Source organism: Streptomyces sp. NPDC051315 (assembly GCF_044455165.1).
In the GTDB taxonomy this organism is placed as follows: Bacteria; Actinomycetota; Actinomycetes; order Streptomycetales; family Streptomycetaceae; genus Streptomyces.
The window spans coordinates 22,221-43,406 of record NZ_JBITEN010000010.1 but is presented as its reverse complement, the minus strand read 5'-3'; the positions used below and the strand labels follow the sequence as shown (position 1 = coordinate 43,406).

Genomic DNA, 21,186 nt, shown 5'->3' with positions numbered 1-21,186 from the left:
TCGCCCCGGTCACCCACCGCGCCCCGCGCTCCCCACGGCAGGCGGCCCCGCCCGGCGGGCACACCGGGCGGGGCCGTGAACGCGGGGCGGCTCAGAAGTTCAGGCGCAGACCCGGCACGATCAGGTCGGGGTTCCCGCCGATGACGGCCTTGTTGGCGGCGTAGAGCCGCTGCCAGCTGGTGCCCTGCCGGGCGGCGATGGTGCTGAGCGTGTCGCCCTCGCGGACGGTGTAGTCCCCGCCGGAGCTGCCGCGGGCGCTGTGCCCCGTGGAGCGCTCGGCCGCCTGCGCCGACGACTGCGACGAGCCGTTCGCGGACGAACCCGAGGGGGTCGAGCGCGACGTGGTGGAGGCCGAGGGGGCGTCGGGTGCGCTGCCGGAGGCTCCGGCACGCGCCGAGCAGGTGGGCCACGCGCCCCACCCCTGGCCCCGCTGGACCTTGGTGGCCACGGCGATCTGCTGTGCCCGGGTGGCCCGGTCGGCGGTGGGCGCGTACGCGGTGCCGCCGTAGGCGCGCCAGGTGGACGCGGAGAACTGCAGTCCGCCGTAGTAGCCGTTGCCGGTGTTGATGTGCCAGTTGCCGCCGCTCTCGCACTGGGCGATGCGGTCCCACACCCCGCCGTCCGCCGCCGCGGCGTTGCCGGTGGCGGCCAGCAGTCCGAGGGGGGCGAGGAGCGCCGCCCCGGCGAGGACCGCCGTCGTACGCGCCGTGCCGGCGCGGGCGTTGACGCGGGTGTTGTCGGCACATTCGGACATGTAGATCCCTCTCTACGGACCCGGGCTCCCCCTGACCGGGGCGCGACCGTCCGCGCGGGGGCGCGGTCGTCGCGCTCCGCCCCGTCCGTCGGCGGTCGTGCTGCGCGCTGTCTGGCTCTGCGCGGCCGGCGGACGTACCCGAGCGGTGCTCGTTGCACACGGCGGAGGAATGTACGGACGCTGACGAGCCGTCATCAAGCAACTCGGCGTCGCCGCAGGTCAGTTGGCGGTTACCCCGGGTAAAGTCAGGCATTGAACGCCTACTTCGCACCAAGATTTCCGTATATGTCGACCAACAGCTCGATCACTCTGTGGCCCACTTCACTCGCCCAACGTCCGTGACTTTCCCGTTACTTGACAGTGAGTGCCCGATTCGGCACGCATCGTGACCATCTGCGACAGGCACTTCCATTCCCTTCGCCCGGCAGCGTGACCCCTGCCACAGATCGCCCGTTGTCTTCTTCATGAGCCGGGCAGTCACCCGGCCCGTCAACGCACCGCATCCCGAGGGAGTCACCCGTGCCGCGCATGCTCGACGTCAGCGACGAGGTACGCGCCGAGATCGGCGACGAAGAAGCCGACCGGCTGCTCGCCGGAGAGAACGCCCAGGGCAGTTACGACTGCACGTCCTGCCGCACCCCGGGCGACTCCGAGCACGAGCGCACCAGCACCGTCCTGTTCATCGGGGAGGAGACCGCCGTCCTCGCCTTCGCCCACGCCACCTGCCTGCCGTCGCAGGTCGTCCAGGTCACCGAGGAACAGCTGCAGGGCGCCGTCCGCTCCATCAGCGGGGACACCGTGGACCTGGACCCCGAGAAGGTCGTGCCCGAGCAGGCCGTGCTCGGCGTCACCAGCGGACTCGTGCTGATCGCCGGGGAGTTGCACCCGGCCCTGGTCGTCGAGCCGACCGCACCCATCGTGCGCCCCGGCACGATGGGCGTCGGCGACGACTTCCTGCCGCTCCTCATCGAGCAGGGCTTCATGCCGCTGACCGAGCTGTCCGAGGTGCCGCCGGTGCAGCACGGCTGGTCCGTGCTGCTGGCCATGGGGCAGCTGCACGCGGTGCTGCAGCCCTCGCCCACCGGCGGTCAGCCGGTCGCCTGGTGGCAGGCGCACCAGCCGCTCCAGGTGACGGAGGGCTGGCGGGCCGCCGCCAACAAGCACCAGCAGGTCCTGATGTTCGCGGCGCCGGTCGGGTCGATCGGGCGTCAGCCGCGGGAGGACCTGCTGCGGGACGCGCTGGACAAGGCGGCGGCCAACGGCAAGCTCGTCGGCGCGGCCCTGCCTCTCGCCGGGACCTGAGTCCGCGAACGGGGCGGGAACCGCGGACCGTCCGGCGCCGGCAGGTCGTTCGTGGTCGGTCGCGCAGTTCCCCACGCCCCCGGAGGTCGGCCGTCCAGCCGCATCCCTTCCACTGCCGCGTCGTTTGGACATACGTGCACACCTACGACGTTCCCCGCCGCCAGGCCTACCAGTCGATCCCGTCCGCGCGACCGGCTCCGGACCCCCAGGGCGGTCCATCGGCCACGCCGATCTACGACGCGCTCTACGCCGAGTACGTCAAGTCGTTCCGTACGCTGCCCGGGGACCGCAGCGGGGAGGACGCGCTGGAGTTCACCGCCTTCGGGAACATCCCGCACGGTACGGGGTCGTTCAGCAGCTCGTTCAGCAGCAACTACAGCGCCTACAGCGCGGGGGCGCAGAGTGCGCGCAGCGGGCTCGGACAGCAGTCGCAGTGGCAGCGGGTGGGGCCGCTCGGACAGGCGGCCCGGCAGCACGAGCACACGGGGATGCACCACATCCCGGCGGCGCTGCCGCCGGCCCCGCGAAGAGGCTACTGAGCGGGGACGGTGCGTGACACGGCCGGAGGGCGGCACCCGTCGACGGGTGCCGCCCTCCGGCCGTTGCGTCACTTCTTCTTGCCGCGCTTCTCGCGCACCCGCACGGAGATGTGGATCGGGGTGCCCTCGAAGCCGAACTCCTCGCGCAGTCGGCGCTCGACGAAGCGCCGGTAGCCCGCCTCGATGAAGCCGGAGGCGAACAGCACGAACCGCGGCGGCTTGGTGCCGGCCTGGGTGCCGAAGAGGATGCGCGGCTGCTTGCCGCCCCGGATGGGGTGCGGATGGGCGGACACCAGCTCACCGAGGAAGGCGTTCAGGCGGCCCGTGGGGACGCGGGTCTCCCAGCCGGCCAGAGCCGTCTCGATCGCCGGGACCAGCTTCTCCATGTGCCGACCGGTACGCGCCGAGACGTTCACCCGGGGCGCCCACGACACCTGGCCGAGCTCGGTCTCGATCTCCCGCTCCAGGTAGTAGCGGCGCTCCTCGTCGAGGGTGTCCCACTTGTTGAAGGCGAGGACGATCGCGCGGCCCGCCTCGACGGCCATGGTGACGATCCGCTGGTCCTGGACCGAGATGTTCTCGGAGGCGTCGATCAGGATGACCGCCACCTCGGCCTTCTCGACGGCGGCCGCGGTGCGCAGCGAGGCGTAGTAGTCCGCGCCCTGCTGGAGGTGCACCCGCTTGCGGATACCGGCCGTGTCGACGAACTTCCAGGTGACGCCGCCCAGTTCGATCAGCTCGTCGACCGGGTCGCGGGTGGTGCCGGCCAGCTCGTTGACGACGACGCGCTCCTCGCCGGCCACCTTGTTCAGCAGCGAGGACTTGCCGACGTTCGGGCGGCCGATGAGCGCGATGCGGCGCGGGCCGCCGACCGCCGTGCCGAAGGTCTGCTCGGGCGCCTCCGGGAGCGCCTCCAGGACGGCGTCCAGCATGTCGCCGGTGCCCCGGCCGTGCAGCGCGGAGACCGGGTGCGGCTCGCCCAGGCCCAGGTTCCACAGGTAGGACGCGTCGGCCTCGCCGCTGGGACCGTCGACCTTGTTGGCGCACAGCACGACGGGCTTGCCGGCCTTGCGCAGCAGCCGTACGACCGCCTCGTCGGTGTCGGTGGCGCCGACCTTGGCGTCGACGACGAAGACGACGGCGTCGGCGGCCTCGATCGCGTACTCGGCCTGCGCGGCGACGGAGGCGTCGATGCCGAGGACGTCCTGCTCCCAGCCGCCGGTGTCGACGACCTTGAAGCGGCGGCCCGCCCATTCGGCCTCGTACGTGACGCGGTCGCGGGTGACACCGGGCTTGTCCTCGACGACGGCCTCACGGCGTCCGATGATCCGGTTCACCAGGGTCGACTTGCCGACATTGGGCCGCCCCACGACGGCGAGCACGGGCAGCGGACCGTGACCGGCCGCCTCGATGGCGCCCTCCACGTCCTCGAGGTCGAAGCCCTCTTCCGCGGCGAGCTCCATGAACTCCGCGTACTCGGCGTCGCCGAGCGCCCCGTGATCGTGCTCGAACCCGTCCGAGCCGTCGGGCTGGATGTGGTCGTTCATGAAGTCCGTACCTCGTCGTTCATTCGTGGTGGTCGGTGGAGCACCCGTTGTCGCCGGGCTGATCCACTACTCAGTGTCGCCCGGCGACCGGTCGGCCGCCCGGCGTTTTCCGTCCGGCTGTCCCGCGTCCGCCGGCCGGCCGGTGAGCCGTCTGGCATGGTCCAGGTGTGCGGCCAGCTGCTTCTGGATGCGCTCGGTCGCCTCGTCCAGCGCCTTGCGCGTACGCCGTCCGCTGCCGTCGCCCGCCTCGAAGGGGTCGCCGAAGACGACGTCGACGCGGGAACGCAACGGCGGCAGCGCCTTCGTCAACCGTCCGCGCCGCTCGGAACTTCCCAGGACGGCGACGGGGACGATCGGCGCGCCGCTGCGCACCGCGAAGTAGGCGAGCCCGGCACGCAGGGAGGCGAAGTCGCCCTCGCCGCGGGTGCCCTCCGGGAAGATCCCGAGGACACCGCCGTTCTCCAGCACGCCCAGCGCCCGGGTGATCGCGGTGCGGTCGGTGGTCTCGCGGTCCACCTTCAGCTGGCCGATGCCGGTCAGGAAGGGGTCGAGGGGGCCGACGAACGCCTCCTTCTTGATCAGGAAGTGTGTCGGCCGGGGGGCCACGCCCATGACCATCGGTCCGTCGATGTTGTGGGAGTGGTTGACGGCGAAGATCACGGGGCCGCTCGCCGGCACCTTCCAGGCGCCCAGCACCCGCGGCCTCCACAGCCCGTACATCAGCCCGACGCCGATGCGCCGCCCGACTTCGGCGCCCCTCTCGGAGGGCAGTTCGCTCACTTCGCGGCCCGCTTCTCCTCGACGAGGGTGACGACGCACTCGATGACCTGGGCCAGGGTCAGCTCGGTGGTGTCCACCTCGACGGCGTCGTCCGCCTTGGCGAGCGGGGAGGTCTTGCGGGAGGAGTCGGCCGCGTCCCGCCTGACCAGTGCCTCACGGGTGGCGTGGACGTCCGCGCCCTTCAGCTCCCCGCTGCGGCGGGCGGCACGGGCCTCCGGGGAGGCGGTGAGGAAGATCTTCAGGTCGGCGTCCGGCAGCACGGTCGTCCCGATGTCCCGGCCCTCGACGACGATCCCCTTCTCGGCGCAGGCCGCCAGCGACCGCTGGAGTTCCGTGATCCGGGTCCGCACCTCCGGCACCGCGCTGACCGCGCTGACCTTGGAGGTGACGTCCTGGGTGCGGATCGGGCCGGACACGTCGGTGCCGTCCACCGTGATCGTCGGGTTCGCCGGGTCGGTGCCGGAGACGATCTCCGGCTTGCCCGCGACGGCGGCGATCGCCGTGGGGTCCTCGATGTCGATCCCGTTGGTCACCATCCACCACGTGATCGCCCGGTACTGCGCCCCGGTGTCCAGGTAGCTCAGGCCGAGCTGCGCGGCCACGGCCTTGGACGTGCTCGACTTGCCCGTGCCGGAGGGACCGTCGATGGCGACAATCACGGGCTGGGCGGCGCCGTTTTCCACGGGGGGACACCTTCCTGGTGCGAGGTGGTGGGCTTCGGGGCGACACTGTGCCCCGCACAAGGTTACTGGGTGCGGGTCACTCGTCCGGCCGCACGGCAGCCCGCCTGCCGCACCGGCGTCGTGCGCCTACTGCCGGATCGCCCACCCACGCTCCCGCAGCGCAGAGGCCAGCACCCCCGCGCTCTTCGGCTCGACCATCAGCTGAACGAGCCCCGCCTGCTGCCCCGTCGCGTGCTCGATCCGCACGTCCTCGATGTTGACCCCGGCCATCCCCGCGTCGGCGAAGATACGGGCCAGCTGTCCGGGCTGGTCGTCGATGAGCACCGCCACGACCTCGTAGGCCCGCGGAGCGGACCCGTGCTTGCCGGGGACCCGCACCTGCCCGGCGTTGCCGCGGCGCAGGACGTCCTCGATGCCGTCGGTGCCCGCGCGGCGCTTGTCCTCGTCGGAGGACTGCAGGGCCCGCAGGGCCTGGACGGTCTCCTCCAGGTCGGCGGCGACGTCGGTGAGCAGGTCGGCGACCGGCCCCGGGTTCGCGGACAGGATGTCGATCCACATCCGCGGGTCCGAGGCGGCGATCCGGGTCACGTCCCGGATGCCCTGCCCGCACAGCCGTACGGCGGCCTCCTCGGCGTGCTCCAGGCGGGCGGCGACCATGCTGGAGACCAGGTGGGGCATGTGGGAGACCAGCGCCACCGCCCGGTCGTGGGCGTCGGCGTCCATCACGACCGGCACGGCCCGGCAGTGCGAGACCAACTCCAGCGCCAGGTTCAGCACCTCGGTGTCGGTGTCGCGGGTCGGCGTGAGCACCCAGGGGCGGCCCTCGAAGAGGTCGCCGGTGGCGGCCAGCGGGCCGGACTTCTCACGGCCCGACATGGGGTGCGTGCCGAGATACGCCGACAGGTCCAGGCCGAGCGCCTCCAGCTCGCGGCGCGGTCCGCCCTTGACGCTGGCCACGTCGAGGTAGCCGCGGGCCACGCCCCGGCGCATGGCGTCGGCGAGCACGGCGGCCACGTGGGCCGGCGGGGCGGCGACGATGGCGACGTCGACCGGGCCGGCCGGGGGCTCGTCGGTGCCGGCGCCGAGCGCGGCCGCCGTACGGGCCTGTTCGGGGTCGTGGTCCTCCAGGTGGACGATCACGCCCCGCTGGGCCAGTGCCAGGGCGGCGGAGGTGCCGATGAGCCCGGTGCCGATGACGAGCGCGGTCCTCACTGGGCGATGTCCTTGCGCAGGGCGGCGGCGGCGCCGAGGTAGACGTGGTTGATGTCGGCGCGGGGCTTGTCGGACTCGATGTGCGCGAGGACGCGCACGACCCGCGGCATGGCGCCGCGGATGTCGAGTTCCTGGGCGCAGATCAGCGGGACGTCGACGATGCCGAGCTTGCGGGCGGCGGCCGCCGGGAAGTCGCTGTGCAGGTCGGGCGTCGCCGTGAACCAGATGCTGATCAGGTCGTCGGCGCTGAGGGAGTTCCGCTCCATGATGGCGGTGAGCAGGGCTCCGACCCGCTCGTCCATGTGTCCGGCCTCGTCCTTCTCCAGCTGGACGGCCCCCCGGACCGCTCGTACCGCCACGGCACCGCTCCTTGCTCCCGTACGTATCGGCTCTTCGCTCGCCAAGCGTAGTCAGCCCGGGCCGGGCCGGTGCGCGGCGACCGTCCGCTGAGACGGCGCCGTGCGCGGAGAACGCCGCCGTGCGCCTCCTCACTCCGGATGCGGCACCGCGCGCTCCCCCGCCGCCGGACGTGCGACACGCACGGGGTGCGGGACTCTCTCCCGGGTTGCTTCTTCTTCGGTGCCTTCGGTGTCAAGATGCTTCTGCTCCGTTCGGAGCGACTTCCCTCCCGGCCGCTGCCGGTCACCGGCGGGCTCGTCCTCGCCGTGTTCATGATCGTCCGGCCGGCCTCCGCCCCTGGCTCTTCCGCACTTGGGAGTGACGACATGACCCACCCCGCCTCGCGCCGGACGGTTCTCCTCGCAACGGGGGCGACGGCGCTCGCCGTCGGCTGCGGTGAGGGCGACGACAACGGCGGCACCTCGGCCGAGTCGGCGTCCCCGGCGGCCTCCCCCGGCCGGGAACTGGCACGGACGGCGGACATTCCCGTCGGCGGCGGCAAGATCTTCAAGGACGAGAAGGTCGTGGTCACCCAGCCGACGAAGGGCGACTTCAAGGCGTTCTCCGCGGTCTGCACCCACCAGGGCTGCACGGTCGCCGGCGTCGCCGACGGCACCATCAACTGCCCCTGCCACCGGAGCAGCTTCCGTATCGCCGACGGCTCGGTGACCGGCGGCCCGGCGACCAGGCCGCTGCCCGAGGAGCAGGTCACGGTGGAGGGCGACGTCATCAGACTGGCGTGATCACAGGTCCCAGAGCGCCCCGAGCGTCACCAGCTCCCCGCTGTACTCGATCCGGTCCGCCCACTCCGTCGGCCAGGCGTCGGACCCGGCGTGGGCGCCCGCGAAGGCGCCCGCCAGGCAGGCGATGGAGTCGGAGTCGCCGGACGAGCAGGCGGCCCGGCGCAGGGCGGTGAGCGGCTCGTCGGGGAAGAGCAGGAAGCACAGCAGTCCGGTCGCCAGGGCCTCCTCGGCGATCCAGCCCTCCCCGGTGGCCAGGCAGGGGTCGGTCTCGGGCGAGGGGGCGCGCAGGGCCGCCTCGAGGCGCTCCAGGACGCCCAGGCAGTCGTCCCAGCCGCGCGCGATGAAGTGCTCGGGGGTCGGGTCCTGAGAACGTGTCCACAGGTCGCCCAGCCAGCGCTCGTGGTACCGGCTGCGGTGTTCCAGGGCGTACGAGCGCAGCAGCCCGACCAGTCCGTTCGGCTCGGCACCCTGCGCGAGCAGCCGTACGGCGTGGGCGGTGAGGTCGGAGGCGGCGAGCGCGGTGGGGTGGCCGTGGGTGAGGGCGGCCTGGAGCTGGGCGGCACCGGCGCGCTGCTCGTCGCTGAGGCCGGGCGCGAGGCCGAGGGGGGCGACGCGCATGTTGGCGCCGCACCCCTTGGAGCCGATCTGGCTGGCGTCCTGCCAGCGGCGCCCGTCGTCCTTGAGCAGGTTGCAGGCGGTCAGGCAGGTGCGGCCGGGGGCGCGGTTGTTCTCGGGTGACCGGTACCAGTCGACGAACTCCTCGCGCAGCGGCCGCTCCAGCCGGCTCGGCACGAGCAGTCCCCGGTCCATGGCGGTGCGCAGGGCGCGGCCCACCGCCAGCGTCATCTGGGTGTCGTCGGAGACGAAGGCGGGGCGCGGCAGCGGCATCTCCCGCCAGGGCCCGCACTTGGCGAGGATCGACGGCACGTCGTTGAACTCGGTGGGGAACCCGAGCGCGTCCCCCAGCGCGAGGCCCACCAGGGCTCCGGTGGCGGCGCGTTTCCTGACGGTGGTGGTGGTCATGCGGAACGTCCTTCCCGGGGCGGTCGCAGCAGCGGTGGGCGGAGGGTGGTGGCGGTGCCCGCGCGGTAGAGGGCGGCCGGTTTGCCGCGGCCGCCGGTCAGCCGCGCGGCGCCGGGTACGGGCTCGACGAAGCCCGGTGTGGCGAGCACCTTGCGACGGAAGTTGGGCCGGTCCAGGGCCGTGCCCCACACCGTCTCGTAGACCTGCTGGAGCTCGCCGAGGGTGAACTCGGGCGGGCAGAACGCCGTGGCGAGGCAGGAGTACTCGAGCTTGGCGCCGACCCGGTCGTGGGCGTCGGCGAGGATGCGGTCGTGGTCGAAGGCGAGCGGCCCCGCGTGGTCGTACGGCAGCCAGCGCGCCTGGGCCGCGTCGCCGCCGCCGTGCGGCTCGGGCGCGTCGGGCAGCAGCGCGGCGAAGGCGACGGAGACGACCCGCATCCGGGGGTCGCGGCCGGGTTCGCTGTAGGTGCGCAGCTGTTCCAGGTGCAGTCCGGAGACGTCCTCCAGGCCGGTCTCCTCGGCGAGTTCACGCCGGGCGGCGGTCTCCGCGGACTCGTCGGGCAGGACGAACCCCCCGGGCAGCGCCCACCGGCCGGCGTACGGCTCCTGCCCGCGCTCGACGAGCAGGACGTGCAGCGCGCCTTCGCGCAGGGTGAGGACCGCGAGGTCGACGGTGACGGCGAAGGGTTCGTGGGCGTACTTGTCGTAGCCCCGCATGACCAGCACCCCCTTTAATAGTCACCACGACTATAAAAGGGGGTGCCGGGACGTCACAACCCTTAGAGGTCGACTTCCTTCATCAGCATGCCGACCTCGGTGTTCGACAGCCGCCGCAGCCAGCCCGACTTCTGGTCACCCAGGGTGATCGGGCCGAAGGCGGTCCGCACCAGCTTGTCGACCGGGAAGCCGGCTTCCGCGAGCATGCGGCGCACGATGTGCTTCCGGCCCTCGTGCAGGGTCACCTCGACGAGGTAGTTCTTGCCGGTCTGCTCGACGACCCGGAAGTGGTCCGCGCGCGCGTACCCGTCCTCCAGCTGGATGCCGTCCTTGAGCTTCTTGCCCAGGTCGCGCGGGATCGGGCCCACGATGTGCGCGAGGTAGGTCTTCTTCACGCCGTACTTGGGGTGGGTCAGCCGGTGCGCCAGCTCGCCGTGGTTGGTGAGCAGGATGACGCCCTCGGTCTCGGTGTCGAGCCGGCCGACGTGGAAGAGCCGGGTCTCGCGGTTGGTGACGTAGTCACCGAGGCACTGCCGCCCCTCGGGGTCCTCCATGGTCGACACGACACCGGCGGGCTTGTTGAGCGAGAAGAACTGGTACGACTGCGTCGCGACCGTCAGGCCGTCGACCTTGACCTCGTCCTTCTCCGGGTCGACCCGCTTGCCCTGCTCCAGGACGATCTCGCCGTTGACCTCGACCCGCGCCTGCTCGATCAGCTCCTCGCAGGCGCGCCGGGAGCCGTAGCCCGCGCGCGCGAGGACCTTCTGCAGCCGCTCGCCCTCCTGCTCGGCGCCCGGGAAGGTCTTCGGCAGCTTGATCTCCTTCTTGCCCGCGTACCGCTCGCGGTTGCGCTCCTCGGTCCGCGTCTCGTACTCACGCGAGCGCGCGGGGGCCGTACGGCCGCCCTGCTGGGGCTTCTTCGGGCCGCCCTTGGATCCGCCGCGGGCCGCGCCGCCGCGCCCCGACTTCGGTCCGTCCGGGGAGGCGCCGGGGCCCACGTCGTAGCGGCGCTCCTCGGGGCGGGGCTTGCGAGGGCGGCCCTGGCCCTGCTTCTCGTCCCTGTTGTTGCCGGCGCCGCGGTAGTTACCGCGCCCGCCGCTCTTGCCGCTACCGCTGCCGCTGCTTCGCATCAAAGTTCCGTCGTTGTCCTAATAGGCGTGTTCGTCCTGGGACCGTCGTCCGTGGCCGGGGCCTCCGTGTCCGGGGCGTCCGGGTCGAACGACGGTACGCCTTCCTGGGTCTCGGCCTCGATCGCCTCCGCCTCCGGGAGGAAGGGCGCGAGCTCCGGGAGCTCGTCCAGACCGCGCAGGCCCATCCGCTCCAGGAAGTGGTTCGTCGTCCTGTACAGGATCGCACCTGTTTCGGGTTCCGTGCCCGCCTCCTCGACCAGACCGCGTTGCAGGAGGGTGCGCATCACGCCGTCGCAGTTCACCCCGCGCACCGCGGAGACCCGGCTGCGGCTGACCGGCTGCCGGTAGGCGACGACCGCCAGGGTCTCCAGCGCCGCCTGGGTGAGCCGGGCCTGCTGTCCGTCCAGGACGAAGCGTTCGACGGCCGGGGCGTACTCGGCCCGGGTGTAGAACCGCCAGCCGCCCGCCACGAACCGCAGCTCGAAGCCGCGCCCCTGCACGGTGTACTCGTCGGCCAGTTCCCGCAGCGCGTCCGCGACCTGCCGGCGCGGGCGCTCCACGATCTTCGCGAGGTGCTCCTCGGTCGCGGGCTCGTCCACCACCATCAGGACGGCCTCCAGGGCCGGCTTGAGGTCCAGGTCGGCGACGGCGCGCGACGGCGACGGGACCTCGGTGCTCTCCTCGCTCACGGCTTCCTCTCCTCCTCGGCCTCCTCGGGCGGCCGGTCGAACTCGTCGGTCACCCTCGGCGTCTCGTCCCCGTCCCCGCCCGTCCAGCGCACGAGCAGCTCACCGAGCGCGGTCTCCTGGTCGAGGGCGACGGCCTTCTCCCGGTACAGCTCCAGCAGGGCCAGGAACCGGGCCACGACGGTGAGGGTGTCGTCGGTGTCCGCGACGAGCGTGCGGAAGCTGGCCTCCCCGAGCTCGCGCAGCCGCGCGACGACGATGCCGGCCTGCTCCCGCACGCTGACCAGCGGCGCGTGGATGTGGTCGACGTACACCTGCGGCTCGGGCTTCGGCTGCATCGCCTTGACGGCGAGCTGCGCGAACCCTTCGGCGCCGATGCTGATGACCACCTCGGGCAGCAGTTCGGCGTGGTGCGGTTCGAGGCCGACGGTACGGGGGTAGCGGCGGGCCTCCTCTTCCAGCTTGCCCTGGAAGATGTCGGCGACCTGTTTGTACGCGCGGTACTGCAGCAGTCGCGCGAACAGCAGGTCCCGGGCCTCCAGCAGGGCCAGGTCCGCCTCGTCCTCGACCTCCGCGGCGGGCAGCAGCCGGGCCGCCTTCAGATCGAGCAGCGTCGCGGCCACCACCAGGAACTCGGTCGTCTGGTCCAGGTCCCAGTCGGGGCCCATCGCCCGGATGTGGGCCATGAACTCGTCGGTCACCCTGGACAGCGCGACCTCGGTGACGTCCAGCTTGTGCTTGGAGATCAGCTGCAGGAGCAGATCGAAGGGGCCCTCGAAGTTGGCCAGCCGGACCTTGAAGACACCGTCGCGGGATCCCTGGGGTTCCGCGGCTTGCGGCTCGCGCTCGGGCCGGCCGCCGTGGTGGGGGGCAGGCGTTCCGCCGGGGGTCTCCCCAGGAACTGCCGGAGGAACGGGTGGGCCCGACGGCCCACCGGCCTGAGGCCGGGACTCGACCGCGACCTGGGATCCGACCTCGGACTCGGCTTCGGCCTTGGATCCGACCTCGGACTCGACCTCGGACTCGACTTCGACCTCGGCCACCGGCTGGTTCTCCGGCTCGGCCGACTGAGGAACGGGGACCGGCGGAGGAACAGGCACCGGTGGAACCCCCGGGCCCCTCCCCAGCGCACGCCTCCGACCGGCTGCGCCGCCGGAGGCAGATGCGGGAACGTCGTTCGAGGTCATGGCCCCCGCAGGCTACCGCTACCGCCCGCGCAGCCGTCGAACGAGGATGCTGGCGTCCCCGCGGGTCTCCAGGTCGGCGAGGACGACGGCGACCGCCTCGCGGACGATACGGCCCCGGTCGACGGCGAGCCCGTGTTCGCCCCGCAGCACCAGACGGGCGTGCTCGAGGTCCATCAGCTCCTCGGCGGACACGTACACCGTGATCTTCTCGTCGTGCCGCTCCCGGCCGCTGGGCCGGCGCGCCGCCGCCCGCCCGCGCTTGCGCGGCTGGGCGGCGGAAGCGGGCGCGGCAGAACCTTCCTGCGGCCCCTGACGCCGTGCGGCGCGCTCCGCGGCGGCGGCCCGGCTACGGGACTCCCCCGCGTCGGCCTGCCCGGCGTCGGCCGCCACGTGCTCGGCGCCCTCGCCGTCGCCGCGCTGTGCGGGAACGGCCTGCGGCGCGTCCTCGGCGGAAGCGGCCGCCACCCCGTCGCTCTCCCCCGCCGGAGCGGGTACCCGGGCCTCGCCGTTGGACTGGCGCCGGGGTGCGGACGGCTGCAGCGCCGTTCCCCCTGTGGTTCGGAAGAGTTCGTCGGCCCCCGGCAGACTCACTCGGCGTGACACCGGGCGAGCACCTCCCTGGCGAGCTGGCGGTAGGCGGCGGCGCCGACGGAGTTGGAGGCGTACGTGGTGATCGGCTCACCGGCGACCGTGGTCTCCGGGAAGCGGACCGTGCGCCCGATGACCGTGTGGTAGACGTGGTCGTCGAACGCCTCGACGACACGCGCGAGCACCTCACGGCTGTGCACGGTGCGCGAGTCGTACATGGTCGCGAGGATCCCGTCGAGCTCCAGCTCCGGGTTGAGCCGCTCCTGGACCTTCTCGATGGTCTCGGTCAGCAGCGCCACACCGCGCAGGGCGAAGAACTCGCACTCCAGCGGGACGATCACCTTGTGCGCGGCCGTCAGGGCGTTGACCGTGAGCAGACCCAGCGAGGGCTGGCAGTCGATGACGATGTAGTCGTAGTCGTCCATCAGCGGCTTGAGCGCCCGCTGGAGGGTCGACTCGCGCGCGACCTCGCTCACCAGCTGGACCTCGGCGGCGGACAGGTCGATGTTGCTGGGCAGCAGGTCCATGTTGGGGACCGCCGTCTTCAGGAGCACCTCGTCCGCGGACATGCCCCGCTCCATGAGCAGGTTGTAGACGGTGAGGTCCAGCTCCATCGGATTGACGCCGAGACCGACCGACAGCGCGCCCTGCGGGTCGAAGTCCACGAGCAGCACCCGGCGTCCGTACTCCGCCAGCGCGGCACCCAGGTTGATGGTCGACGTGGTCTTGCCGACGCCGCCCTTCTGGTTGCACATCGCGATGATCGTCGCGGGACCGTGGTTGGTCAGCGGTCCCGGGATCGGGAAGTACGGCAGCGGGCGACCGGTCGGGCCGATGCGCTCCCGGCGCTGGCGGGCAGCGTCGGGCGCGAGCGTGGCCGCGTACTCGGGGTCGGGCTCGTACTCGGCGTCGGGGTCGTAGAAGTGCCCGTCGGGCAGTTCGTCGTAGTCGGCGAAGTGGTTGTGGGGCGCGCCACTTCCGTCGCCGGCCATGGCGTTCACGTGATGGCCATCCATGCTCTGGGGTGCTGGCTGAGCCGTGTGGGGGCTTCTCTGGCTCTGATGGGCTGCGAAGGTTCGGACAGCGACGGAGCCGACAGCCTCGAGCCCCGTGGGGCCCGGGCCCCGCGTAGGCATTCCTGGTTGACCACCCCCGGGAGAAAATGTCGACTCATTCACAAGTCGTCTTACCTCCTTGGTGACCAGGAAACTTCTAGACAAGGTCAGCGTGGCACCATGCCGACGGTTGGCGACTCTATGGCGTGTCGGGCGTCCGCAGCAACACAATCCGCCGGACCCGGCCCGATGTGTCGGCAATGAAACATCCGGCTGTCAAGGGCGTACGGCCGTCGCACGGCAGGTTTCACCGGTGTGCGAATCGGTCGAAGGGTTACGTTCGAGGCGAGTTGACCGAGAGTCGCAAAGTGACCATACACACATCCGGCCGGACCTTGTCGGGCAAGGTCCGGCCGGAAGTGCGCGGTTGACGACCTGTGTTGACGAATCGCCTTTTACCCGAAGATGACTTGGCGACCCAGCAGGCCGGGGGCGTTCGAGGGGGCTCAGCCGAGCAGCGAGGCGAGCTCCACGTGCTCCAGGCCGTGCGCCTCGGCGACCTCCTTGTAAACGACCTTGCCGTCGTGGGTGTTGAGACCCTTGGCCAGCGCGGGATCCCGGCGCAGCGCCTCCGCCCAGCCCTTGTCGGCCAGCTCGACGATGTAGGGCAGCGTCGCGTTGGTGAGCGCGTAGGTGGAGGTGTTGGGGACCGCGCCGGGCATGTTGGCGACGCAGTAGAAGACCGACTCGTGGACCTTGAAGGCCGGCTCGGCGTGGGTGGTCGGGCGGGAGTCCTCGAAGCAGCCACCCTGGTCGATCGCGATGTCGACAAGGACACTTCCCGGCTTCATCCGGGAGACCAGCTCGTTGGTGACCAGCTTCGGGGCCTTGGCGCCCGGGATGAGGACGGCGCCGATGACGAGGTCGGCCTCGAGGCAGGCCTTCTCCAGCTCGAAGGCGTTGGAGACGACCGTCTGGATCTTCGTACCGAAGATCCGGTCGGCCTCCTTGAGCTTGTTGATGTCACGGTCGAGCAGGGTCACGTGGAAGCCCATGCCGATGGCGATCTGGGCGGCGTTCCAGCCGGAGACACCACCGCCGATGACGACGGCCCGGCCGGCCAGCACGCCCGGGACACCGCCGGGCAGCACACCACGGCCGCCGTTGGCGCGCATCAGGTGGTAGGCGCCGACCTGCGGGGCGAGCCGGCCCGCGACCTCGGACATCGGGGCGAGCAGCGGCAGCGCGCGGTTCGGCAGCTCGACGGTCTCGTAGGCGATCGCCGTGGTGCCGGACTCCAGGAGGGCGTCCGTGCACTCCTTGGACGCGGCCAGGTGCAGGTAGGTGAAGAGCGTCTGGTCCTTGCGGAGGCGGTGGTACTCCTCGGCGATGGGCTCCTTGACCTTCAGCAGCAGGTCGGCGGTGGCCCACACCTCGTCGGCGGTCTGGAGGATCTGCGCACCGGCGGCCACGTACTCGTCGTCCGGGATCGACGAGCCGACACCGGCGCCCTGCTCGATGACGACCTGGTGGCCGTGGCGCACCAGCTCGTGCACACCGGCGGGGGTGATGGCCACCCGGAACTCGTTGTTCTTGACCTCGCGGGGGATGCCGACCTTCACGTCGATCACGGTCCTTGGCTCAGAGGGTGTGGGGCATAGCAAGAGATACCCGGATGCAACGGGCACACCGGGATACACCGCAGGAGAACGTGCGGCAGAGCCAGTCTAATGAAGGTGTTCCCGCTGTCTAGCCTTTCAATGCATCAATCTTCAGCGGATGTACTACGGATTTCGCAGGCGTTAGCGCCATGTTCCAGCTGTTCTGGCTCTGAATCGCCGTCCGGGAGCTCTTCTCCCAGGATGCGCTCGGCCGCGCCCCGGTGCAGGCGGGCGGCCGCCGGGTCGCCGAGATGCTCCAGGGTGCCGGCCAGTCGCAGCTGCAGCGCGGCCTGCAGCCGCGCGTCCTGCGCGCGCCGCGCCCACTCCACCGCCTCCCGGCAGGTGCGCAGCGACTCCTCGGGCCGGCCCGCGTACTCCTGGACGCGCGCCAGCTCGCTCAACGCCCGCGCGTAGGCGCCGACATCGCCGTTCTTGCGGTGCCCGGCCGCCGCGGCCCGCCAGCCCCGCTGCGCCTCGCCGTAGCGGCCCGCGTAGGTGTGCGCGGTGGCGATACGGCCGTACAGCCGGGCGGCGTCCGCGCGCTCGTCGCGGGCCAGCCGCTGGGCCAGGGCGCGGCCGAACCAGTCGGCGGCCCGCTCGTAGTCCCCCAGCTCCAGGTGCGCCCCGCCTACGGATTCCATCGCGCGGCCGGTCGCATACGGGTCGTTCGCCTCACGTCCGGCGTCCAGCGCGGCCCGGTACCGCACCAGCGCCTCCGCGGTCCGCCCGGTCCGGGCGTCCACGTCGGCCAGGTTCAGCAGGGCGGCGGCCTTCTCCCGGGGCAGGTTCCGCCGCTCGGCCACGTCCAGGACCAGCTGGTGGACGCCGTACAGGTCGGGGGCGGCCCCCTGGGTGCCGAAGTGCGCGACCATCGCCCTGACCAGCTGGGACATCAGCCGCCTCGCCAGAGTGTCCAGCTCTCCGTCGGCGACCGCGAGACGGGCCGAGGCGAGCAGGGCGGGCCGGCGGACGCGCAGCCATTCGGCGGCCGCGTGCGGGCTGGGGAAACGCAGGGCCCGCGGCATGCCCTGGAGCTTCTCGCGGGCCTGCGGGTTGTCCGTCTCGGTGATCGCCCGGCAGGACTGCAGCAGCCGTACCGTCCGCTCCAGCATGCGGGCGCGGGCCAGCTGGAGCTCGGCCGGACGCTCGTGGGTCTCGGCGGCGGCGCGCAGCAGGGGGTACAGGCAGCCCGGGACCTGGTACTGGGGCAGCGGGGAGTCCACGGCCCGCAGCAGGCCGAGGGCGACGAAGTCGTCCAGGGTGGTGCGGGCGGCGTCGACCGAGCAGCCGGCGAGCGCGGAGGCGGTGTGCGGGTCCACGAGGCCGGCCGGGGCGAGGCAGAGCAGTCGCAGTATGCGCGCGGCGGCCGAGGGCAGCGAGGCGTGCGTCAGTCGGAAGACGCGGCTGAGGGGCGTCCCCTCGTCGCCCTCCGCGTGCAGCTGTTTGGCGAGGTCGGCGACGGCCGCCTGGGGGCGGGCCGCCAGCCAGCCGCCCGCGAGGATCAACGCGGTGGGGTGGCCCTGGCACGCTTCGACCAGACCCTCGGCGGCACGCGGGTCGACGGTGATGCGGACCGAGCCGGTGCAGCGGGTGAGCAGGTCGAGGGCGGACTTGGTGTCCAGGCCGCCCAGCGTGCAGGGGCGCACGTCCGAGATGCCGGTGAGGGGGCCCGCGGAGACGGCGACGACCAGGCACTCCGGGGTGTCCGGGAGCAGCGCGTCGACCTGTTCGGCGCCGGCCGCGTCGTCGAGCAGGAGCAGCGCGCGCCGCTCGGCGAGGGCCTCGCGCAGGGTGGCCGACAGCTCGTCCTCGGAGGCGCCCGGCGGGATGGGCAGGGACAGGGCGGCGAGCAGTTCGCGGGCGACGCGCTCGACCGGCACGGGGGTGCCGTCCGGCTCACCGAGGCGGGCGCGCAGCACGCCGTCGTGGTAACGGCCGGCGACCCGCCGGACGAACTCCTCGGCGAGCGCGGTGCGCCCGGAGCCGGGCCGGCCGGCGATGAGCAGCACGCGCGCGCGGGGTGCCTTCTTCCCGGACAGCGTGTCCAGTCCCGCGCGCTCGATGTCGGCGCGCAGCTCCTTCAACTCCCGGGCGCGCCCCAGGAAATGGCCCTCCGTCGCAGCGTGTCCCGACAGCTGCACGCCGTCTGTGTCCACTGCCTGATCCGTCACGGGCCACACTCCCGTCCCACCGCACGCGCAAGCCCGCCGGGACTCCGGATCGGGCGTTTCCCGAGCCTAGTTCACGCTCTGCGACGTTCCCGGAGGAGCACGGCGGTGACGTCGCCCGATCGGATCAGGCGATCGTCACACCAGACGGTGATGTGTCCCATGACCGCGTCCTCGCCATGATCGCGACCGCACCGCGCTCATGCCCGAGCCCGCCGCGATCACGCCCGCCCCCTCACCGGCATCACACCCGCGCCCTCGTCGCGCGCGCCCCCGTTCGCGATCACGACCCCACGCTCGTCGCGCCCCCGTCGCCATCGCGCCACCCCGCTCGTCGCGATGACGCCGCGATCACGCCACCGTGAGCCGGTCCCGCCGCCCCGGCGCGATCACGCCTCGAACGGACGCGCCGGCCACGGGGCCTGCGCCGGCCGCAGCGCGTCCAGGCCGTCCCCGCTGCGCGCGGCGACCAGGGACAGGACACCCACGACGAGGCAGTTGTTGTGCACGTCGCCCGCGAGCACACCGCGGACCAGCTCGGCGACGGGCACGCGCGCGTGCTCCATGTCGGCCTCCTCGTCCTCCACCTCGAACCGCTGCCCGTCGGCCTCCGACAGACCACGGGCCAGGAAGATCCGTACGGCCTCGTCACAGCCGCCGGGCGTCGTGTACACGTCGGTGAGGACCCGCCAGTCCTCCGCCTTGACGTGCGCCTCCTCGTACAGCTCACGCTGGGCGGCGTGCAGCGGGTTCTCGCCGGGCACGTCGAGCAGACCGGCCGGGATCTCCCACAGCTTCTGCCGGACGGGGTGGCGGTACTGCTTGATGAGCAGGACGCGGTCCTCCGCGTCGAGGGCGAGGACGGCCACCGAGCCCGGGTGGACCTGGTAGTCGCGGCGGACCACCGAGCCGTCGGGCATGACCACCTCGTCGGTGCGGACGGAGGTCTTGTTGCCCACGAAGGGGGTCTCCGTCGCCCGGATCTCCCACGCCTCGGGGGTGTCCTTGATCGTCATGCCTTTCCTTCCACACGTACGAGAGCGACCGGCCGCGCGCACCGGAGACCGGCCGAAAACAAAACCGGGGTGCCCACCTTTGAAGGTATGCACCCCGGCCACCGTACAACTGGTGTGTTACTTCGAATTCTCCCGCGCGCCCTGGGCCCGCTGACGCTCGACGGACGCCTTGACGAGGCCGGCGAACAGCGGGTGCGGACGCGTCGGCCGCGAGCGCAGCTCGGGATGGGCCTGCGTGGCGACCAGGTAGGGGTGGACGTCACGCGGGTACTCGACGTACTCCACGAGCTTGCCGTCCGGCGAGGTGCCGGAGAACAGGATGCCCGCCTTCTTCTCCAGCTCCGCGCGGTAGGCGTTGTTCACCTCGTAGCGGTGACGGTGCCGCTCCTCGATGTACTCCTTGCCGTCGTACACCTCGCGCACGATGGAGCCCTCGGCCAGCTTGGCCGGGTACATGCCCAGACGCATCGTTCCGCCCATGTCGCCCTCGCCGGCGACGATGTCGAGCTGCTCGGCCATGGTGGAGATGACCGGGTGGGCGGTGGCCGGGTCGAACTCGGTGGAGTTGGCGTCCGAGATGTCGGCGAGGTTGCGGGCCGCCTCGATCACGATGCACTGCAGGCCCAGGCAGAGACCGAGCAGCGGGATCTTGTTCTCGCGGGCGTAGCGGATGGCGCCGACCTTGCCGAGCACACCGCGGTCGCCGAAGCCGCCGGGGATGCAGATGCCGTCGACGTCGGCGAGCTGGGCCTTGGCGCCGGCCGGGGTCTTGCAGTCGTCGGAGGTGACCCACTTGATCTTCACGCGGGCCCGGTTGGCGAAGCCGCCCGCACGCAGGGCCTCGGTGACCGAGAGGTAGGCGTCGGGCAGGTCGATGTACTTGCCGACCAGGGCGAGGGTGATCTCGTGGTCGGGGTTGTGGACGCGGTCGAGCAGGTCGTCCCAGGTCGTCCAGTCCACGTCACGGAACGGCAGGTCCAGCTTGCGGACGACGTAGGCGTCCAGGCCCTCGCCGTGCACGGTCTTCGGGATGTCGTAGATCGAGCGGGCGTCGGGACAGGCCACCACCGCCGCCTCGTCGACGTCGCACATCAGCGAGATCTTGCGCTTGATGGCGGTGGGGACCTCACGGTCGCAGCGCAGCACGATCGCGTCCGGCTGGATACCGATGTTGCGCAGGGCGGCGACACTGTGCTGGGTCGGCTTGGTCTTGAGCTCGCCGGAGGGGCCGATATAGGGAAGAAGAGAGATATGGACCACGAAGACGTTGTCCCGGCCGACCTCGTGACGGACCTGGCGGACCGTCTCCAGGAACGGCAGCGACTCGATGTCGCCGACCGTGCCGCCGACCTCGGTGATCACGACGTCGACCTCGTCCGTCGCCATGCGGCGGATGCGGTGCTTGATCTCGTTGGTGATGTGCGGGATGACCTGCACGGTGTCGCCCAGGTACTCGCCGCGGCGTTCCTTGGCGATCACGGTCGAGTAGATCTGACCGGTGGTGACGTTGGCGGAGCCGTCCAGGTCGCGGTCGAGGAAGCGCTCGTAGTGGCCGATGTCCAGGTCGGTCTCGGCGCCGTCGTTGGTGACGAACACCTCACCGTGCTGGAAGGGGTTCATCGTGCCAGGGTCGACATTGAGGTAAGGGTCGAGCTTCTGCATCACGACGCGCAGGCCCCGCGCCTTGAGCAGCATGCCGAGGCTGGAGGCGGTCAGCCCCTTGCCGAGAGAGGAGGCGACACCCCCGGTGACGAAGATGTGCTTGGTCGTCGTGGCTGTGCTGTTTCGGAAAGCAGCGGGCGGCATGGCCAAGAGGGGGCTCCCGTGGTCGCGGTCTGGGGGTGCGGTGCGGCTCCCGGAGGCTCTCACCAGCGGTTTGGGCCGGCGGTTTCCGGGGGAGGCGTCGCTGCGGTTCGGGGGTTTCGAGCCCACCGGTCCACGGGCTACCAGGGTATCAGCGCCTCGGGGAGATGGCTTCCGGCCACGCTCCGCACACG

The 21,186-nt window shown here is 71.8% G+C and carries 20 protein-coding genes and 1 pseudogene; 4 read left to right on the top strand and 17 right to left on the bottom strand.

Annotation, left to right across the window (positions count from 1 at the left end; all coding sequences use genetic code 11):
- Nucleotides 1-91: 91 nt before the first annotated feature.
- Nucleotides 92-754, bottom strand: a complete 663-nt coding sequence (locus tag ACIBBD_RS20095) for a transglycosylase family protein (RefSeq protein WP_399420792.1) — start codon at nt 752-754, stop codon at nt 92-94.
- Nucleotides 755-1,273: 519 nt separating this feature from the next.
- On the opposite strand from ACIBBD_RS20095, the gene ACIBBD_RS20090 reads away from it, so the two are divergent.
- Together ACIBBD_RS20090 and ACIBBD_RS20085 are read left to right on the top strand one after the other, a co-directional pair.
- On the top strand, nt 1,274-2,056 hold the full coding sequence (locus ACIBBD_RS20090) for a hypothetical protein (protein ID WP_399420791.1): 783 nt from the start codon (nt 1,274-1,276) through the stop codon (nt 2,054-2,056).
- Between the two features lie 134 nt (nt 2,057-2,190).
- On the top strand, nt 2,191-2,595 hold the full coding sequence (locus ACIBBD_RS20085; RefSeq protein WP_399420790.1) for a hypothetical protein: 405 nt from the start codon (nt 2,191-2,193) through the stop codon (nt 2,593-2,595).
- A 68-nt stretch (nt 2,596-2,663) separates the two neighbouring features.
- On the opposite strand, the gene der is transcribed toward ACIBBD_RS20085, so the two are convergent.
- The 5 genes from der to aroH form a co-directional block, all read right to left on the bottom strand.
- Entirely contained in the window at nt 2,664-4,142 is a 1,479-nt protein-coding gene (gene der / locus ACIBBD_RS20080) for a ribosome biogenesis GTPase Der (protein ID WP_399420789.1), read from the bottom strand.
- Nucleotides 4,143-4,208: 66 nt separating this feature from the next.
- Entirely contained in the window at nt 4,209-4,922 is a 714-nt protein-coding gene (locus ACIBBD_RS20075) for a lysophospholipid acyltransferase family protein (protein WP_399420788.1), read from the bottom strand.
- On the bottom strand, nt 4,919-5,605 hold the full coding sequence (gene cmk, locus ACIBBD_RS20070) for a (d)CMP kinase (protein WP_399420787.1): 687 nt from the start codon (nt 5,603-5,605) through the stop codon (nt 4,919-4,921). The genes ACIBBD_RS20075 and cmk overlap by 4 nt, the downstream gene beginning before the upstream one ends.
- Nucleotides 5,606-5,731: 126 nt before the next feature.
- Nucleotides 5,732-6,817 carry a prephenate dehydrogenase gene (locus ACIBBD_RS20065; RefSeq protein WP_399420786.1) on the bottom strand — a complete coding sequence of 362 codons (1,086 nt, stop codon included), beginning with the start codon at nt 6,815-6,817 and terminating at the stop codon, nt 5,732-5,734.
- Nucleotides 6,814-7,176: a chorismate mutase gene (gene aroH, locus ACIBBD_RS20060; RefSeq protein ID WP_399420785.1), complete on the bottom strand. Its 363-nt coding sequence runs from the start codon at nt 7,174-7,176 to the stop codon at nt 6,814-6,816. Before aroH ends, ACIBBD_RS20065 begins: the two co-directional genes overlap by 4 nt.
- Before the next feature lie 138 nt (nt 7,177-7,314).
- Here aroH and ACIBBD_RS20055 point away from each other — a divergent pair.
- Together ACIBBD_RS20055 and ACIBBD_RS20050 are read left to right on the top strand one after the other, a co-directional pair.
- A pseudogene (locus tag ACIBBD_RS20055) lies at nt 7,315-7,452 on the top strand (DUF6529 family protein); the annotation flags it as partial.
- Between the two features lie 90 nt (nt 7,453-7,542).
- On the top strand, nt 7,543-7,959 hold the full coding sequence (locus ACIBBD_RS20050; protein ID WP_399421025.1) for a Rieske (2Fe-2S) protein: 417 nt from the start codon (nt 7,543-7,545) through the stop codon (nt 7,957-7,959).
- On the opposite strand, the gene ACIBBD_RS20045 is transcribed toward ACIBBD_RS20050, so the two are convergent.
- The 11 genes from ACIBBD_RS20045 to ACIBBD_RS19995 all read right to left on the bottom strand — a co-directional run bounded on the left by ACIBBD_RS20045 (nt 7,960) and on the right by ACIBBD_RS19995 (nt 20,995).
- Nucleotides 7,960-8,982, bottom strand: a complete 1,023-nt coding sequence (locus ACIBBD_RS20045; protein WP_399420784.1) for an ADP-ribosylglycohydrolase family protein — start codon at nt 8,980-8,982, stop codon at nt 7,960-7,962. It abuts the gene before it with no gap.
- The gene (locus ACIBBD_RS20040; protein ID WP_399420783.1) at nt 8,979-9,698 is read right to left on the bottom strand and encodes an NUDIX hydrolase; all 720 of its coding nucleotides are present in this window, start codon (nt 9,696-9,698) and stop codon (nt 8,979-8,981) included. The genes ACIBBD_RS20045 and ACIBBD_RS20040 overlap by 4 nt, the downstream gene beginning before the upstream one ends.
- Before the next feature lie 62 nt (nt 9,699-9,760).
- Nucleotides 9,761-10,828 (bottom strand): pseudouridine synthase, encoded by a 1,068-nt coding sequence (locus ACIBBD_RS20035; RefSeq protein ID WP_399420782.1) that lies wholly within the window; start codon nt 10,826-10,828, stop codon nt 9,761-9,763.
- Nucleotides 10,828-11,517: an SMC-Scp complex subunit ScpB gene (gene scpB / locus ACIBBD_RS20030; protein ID WP_399420781.1), complete on the bottom strand. Its 690-nt coding sequence runs from the start codon at nt 11,515-11,517 to the stop codon at nt 10,828-10,830. The genes ACIBBD_RS20035 and scpB overlap by 1 nt, the downstream gene beginning before the upstream one ends.
- Nucleotides 11,514-12,701: a segregation and condensation protein A gene (locus tag ACIBBD_RS20025; protein WP_399420780.1), complete on the bottom strand. Its 1,188-nt coding sequence runs from the start codon at nt 12,699-12,701 to the stop codon at nt 11,514-11,516. Before ACIBBD_RS20025 ends, scpB begins: the two co-directional genes overlap by 4 nt.
- 18 nt (nt 12,702-12,719) lie before the next feature.
- The gene (locus tag ACIBBD_RS20020) at nt 12,720-13,304 is read right to left on the bottom strand and encodes a hypothetical protein (protein ID WP_399420779.1); all 585 of its coding nucleotides are present in this window, start codon (nt 13,302-13,304) and stop codon (nt 12,720-12,722) included.
- A complete protein-coding gene (locus ACIBBD_RS20015) occupies nt 13,289-14,425 on the bottom strand; it encodes a ParA family protein (protein ID WP_399420778.1) in 1,137 nt (378 codons plus the stop codon). The genes ACIBBD_RS20020 and ACIBBD_RS20015 overlap by 16 nt, the downstream gene beginning before the upstream one ends.
- Nucleotides 14,426-14,850: 425 nt before the next feature.
- On the bottom strand, nt 14,851-15,975 hold the full coding sequence (gene ald, locus ACIBBD_RS20010) for an alanine dehydrogenase (protein WP_399420777.1): 1,125 nt from the start codon (nt 15,973-15,975) through the stop codon (nt 14,851-14,853).
- 134 nt (nt 15,976-16,109) lie between these two features.
- The gene (locus tag ACIBBD_RS20005) at nt 16,110-18,176 is read right to left on the bottom strand and encodes a tetratricopeptide repeat protein (protein ID WP_399420776.1); all 2,067 of its coding nucleotides are present in this window, start codon (nt 18,174-18,176) and stop codon (nt 16,110-16,112) included.
- Between the two features lie 386 nt (nt 18,177-18,562).
- Nucleotides 18,563-19,189: an NUDIX domain-containing protein gene (locus tag ACIBBD_RS20000; RefSeq protein ID WP_399420775.1), complete on the bottom strand. Its 627-nt coding sequence runs from the start codon at nt 19,187-19,189 to the stop codon at nt 18,563-18,565.
- A gap of 117 nt (nt 19,190-19,306) precedes the next feature.
- Nucleotides 19,307-20,995: a CTP synthase gene (locus ACIBBD_RS19995; protein WP_399420774.1), complete on the bottom strand. Its 1,689-nt coding sequence runs from the start codon at nt 20,993-20,995 to the stop codon at nt 19,307-19,309.
- Nucleotides 20,996-21,186 lie beyond the last annotated feature (191 nt).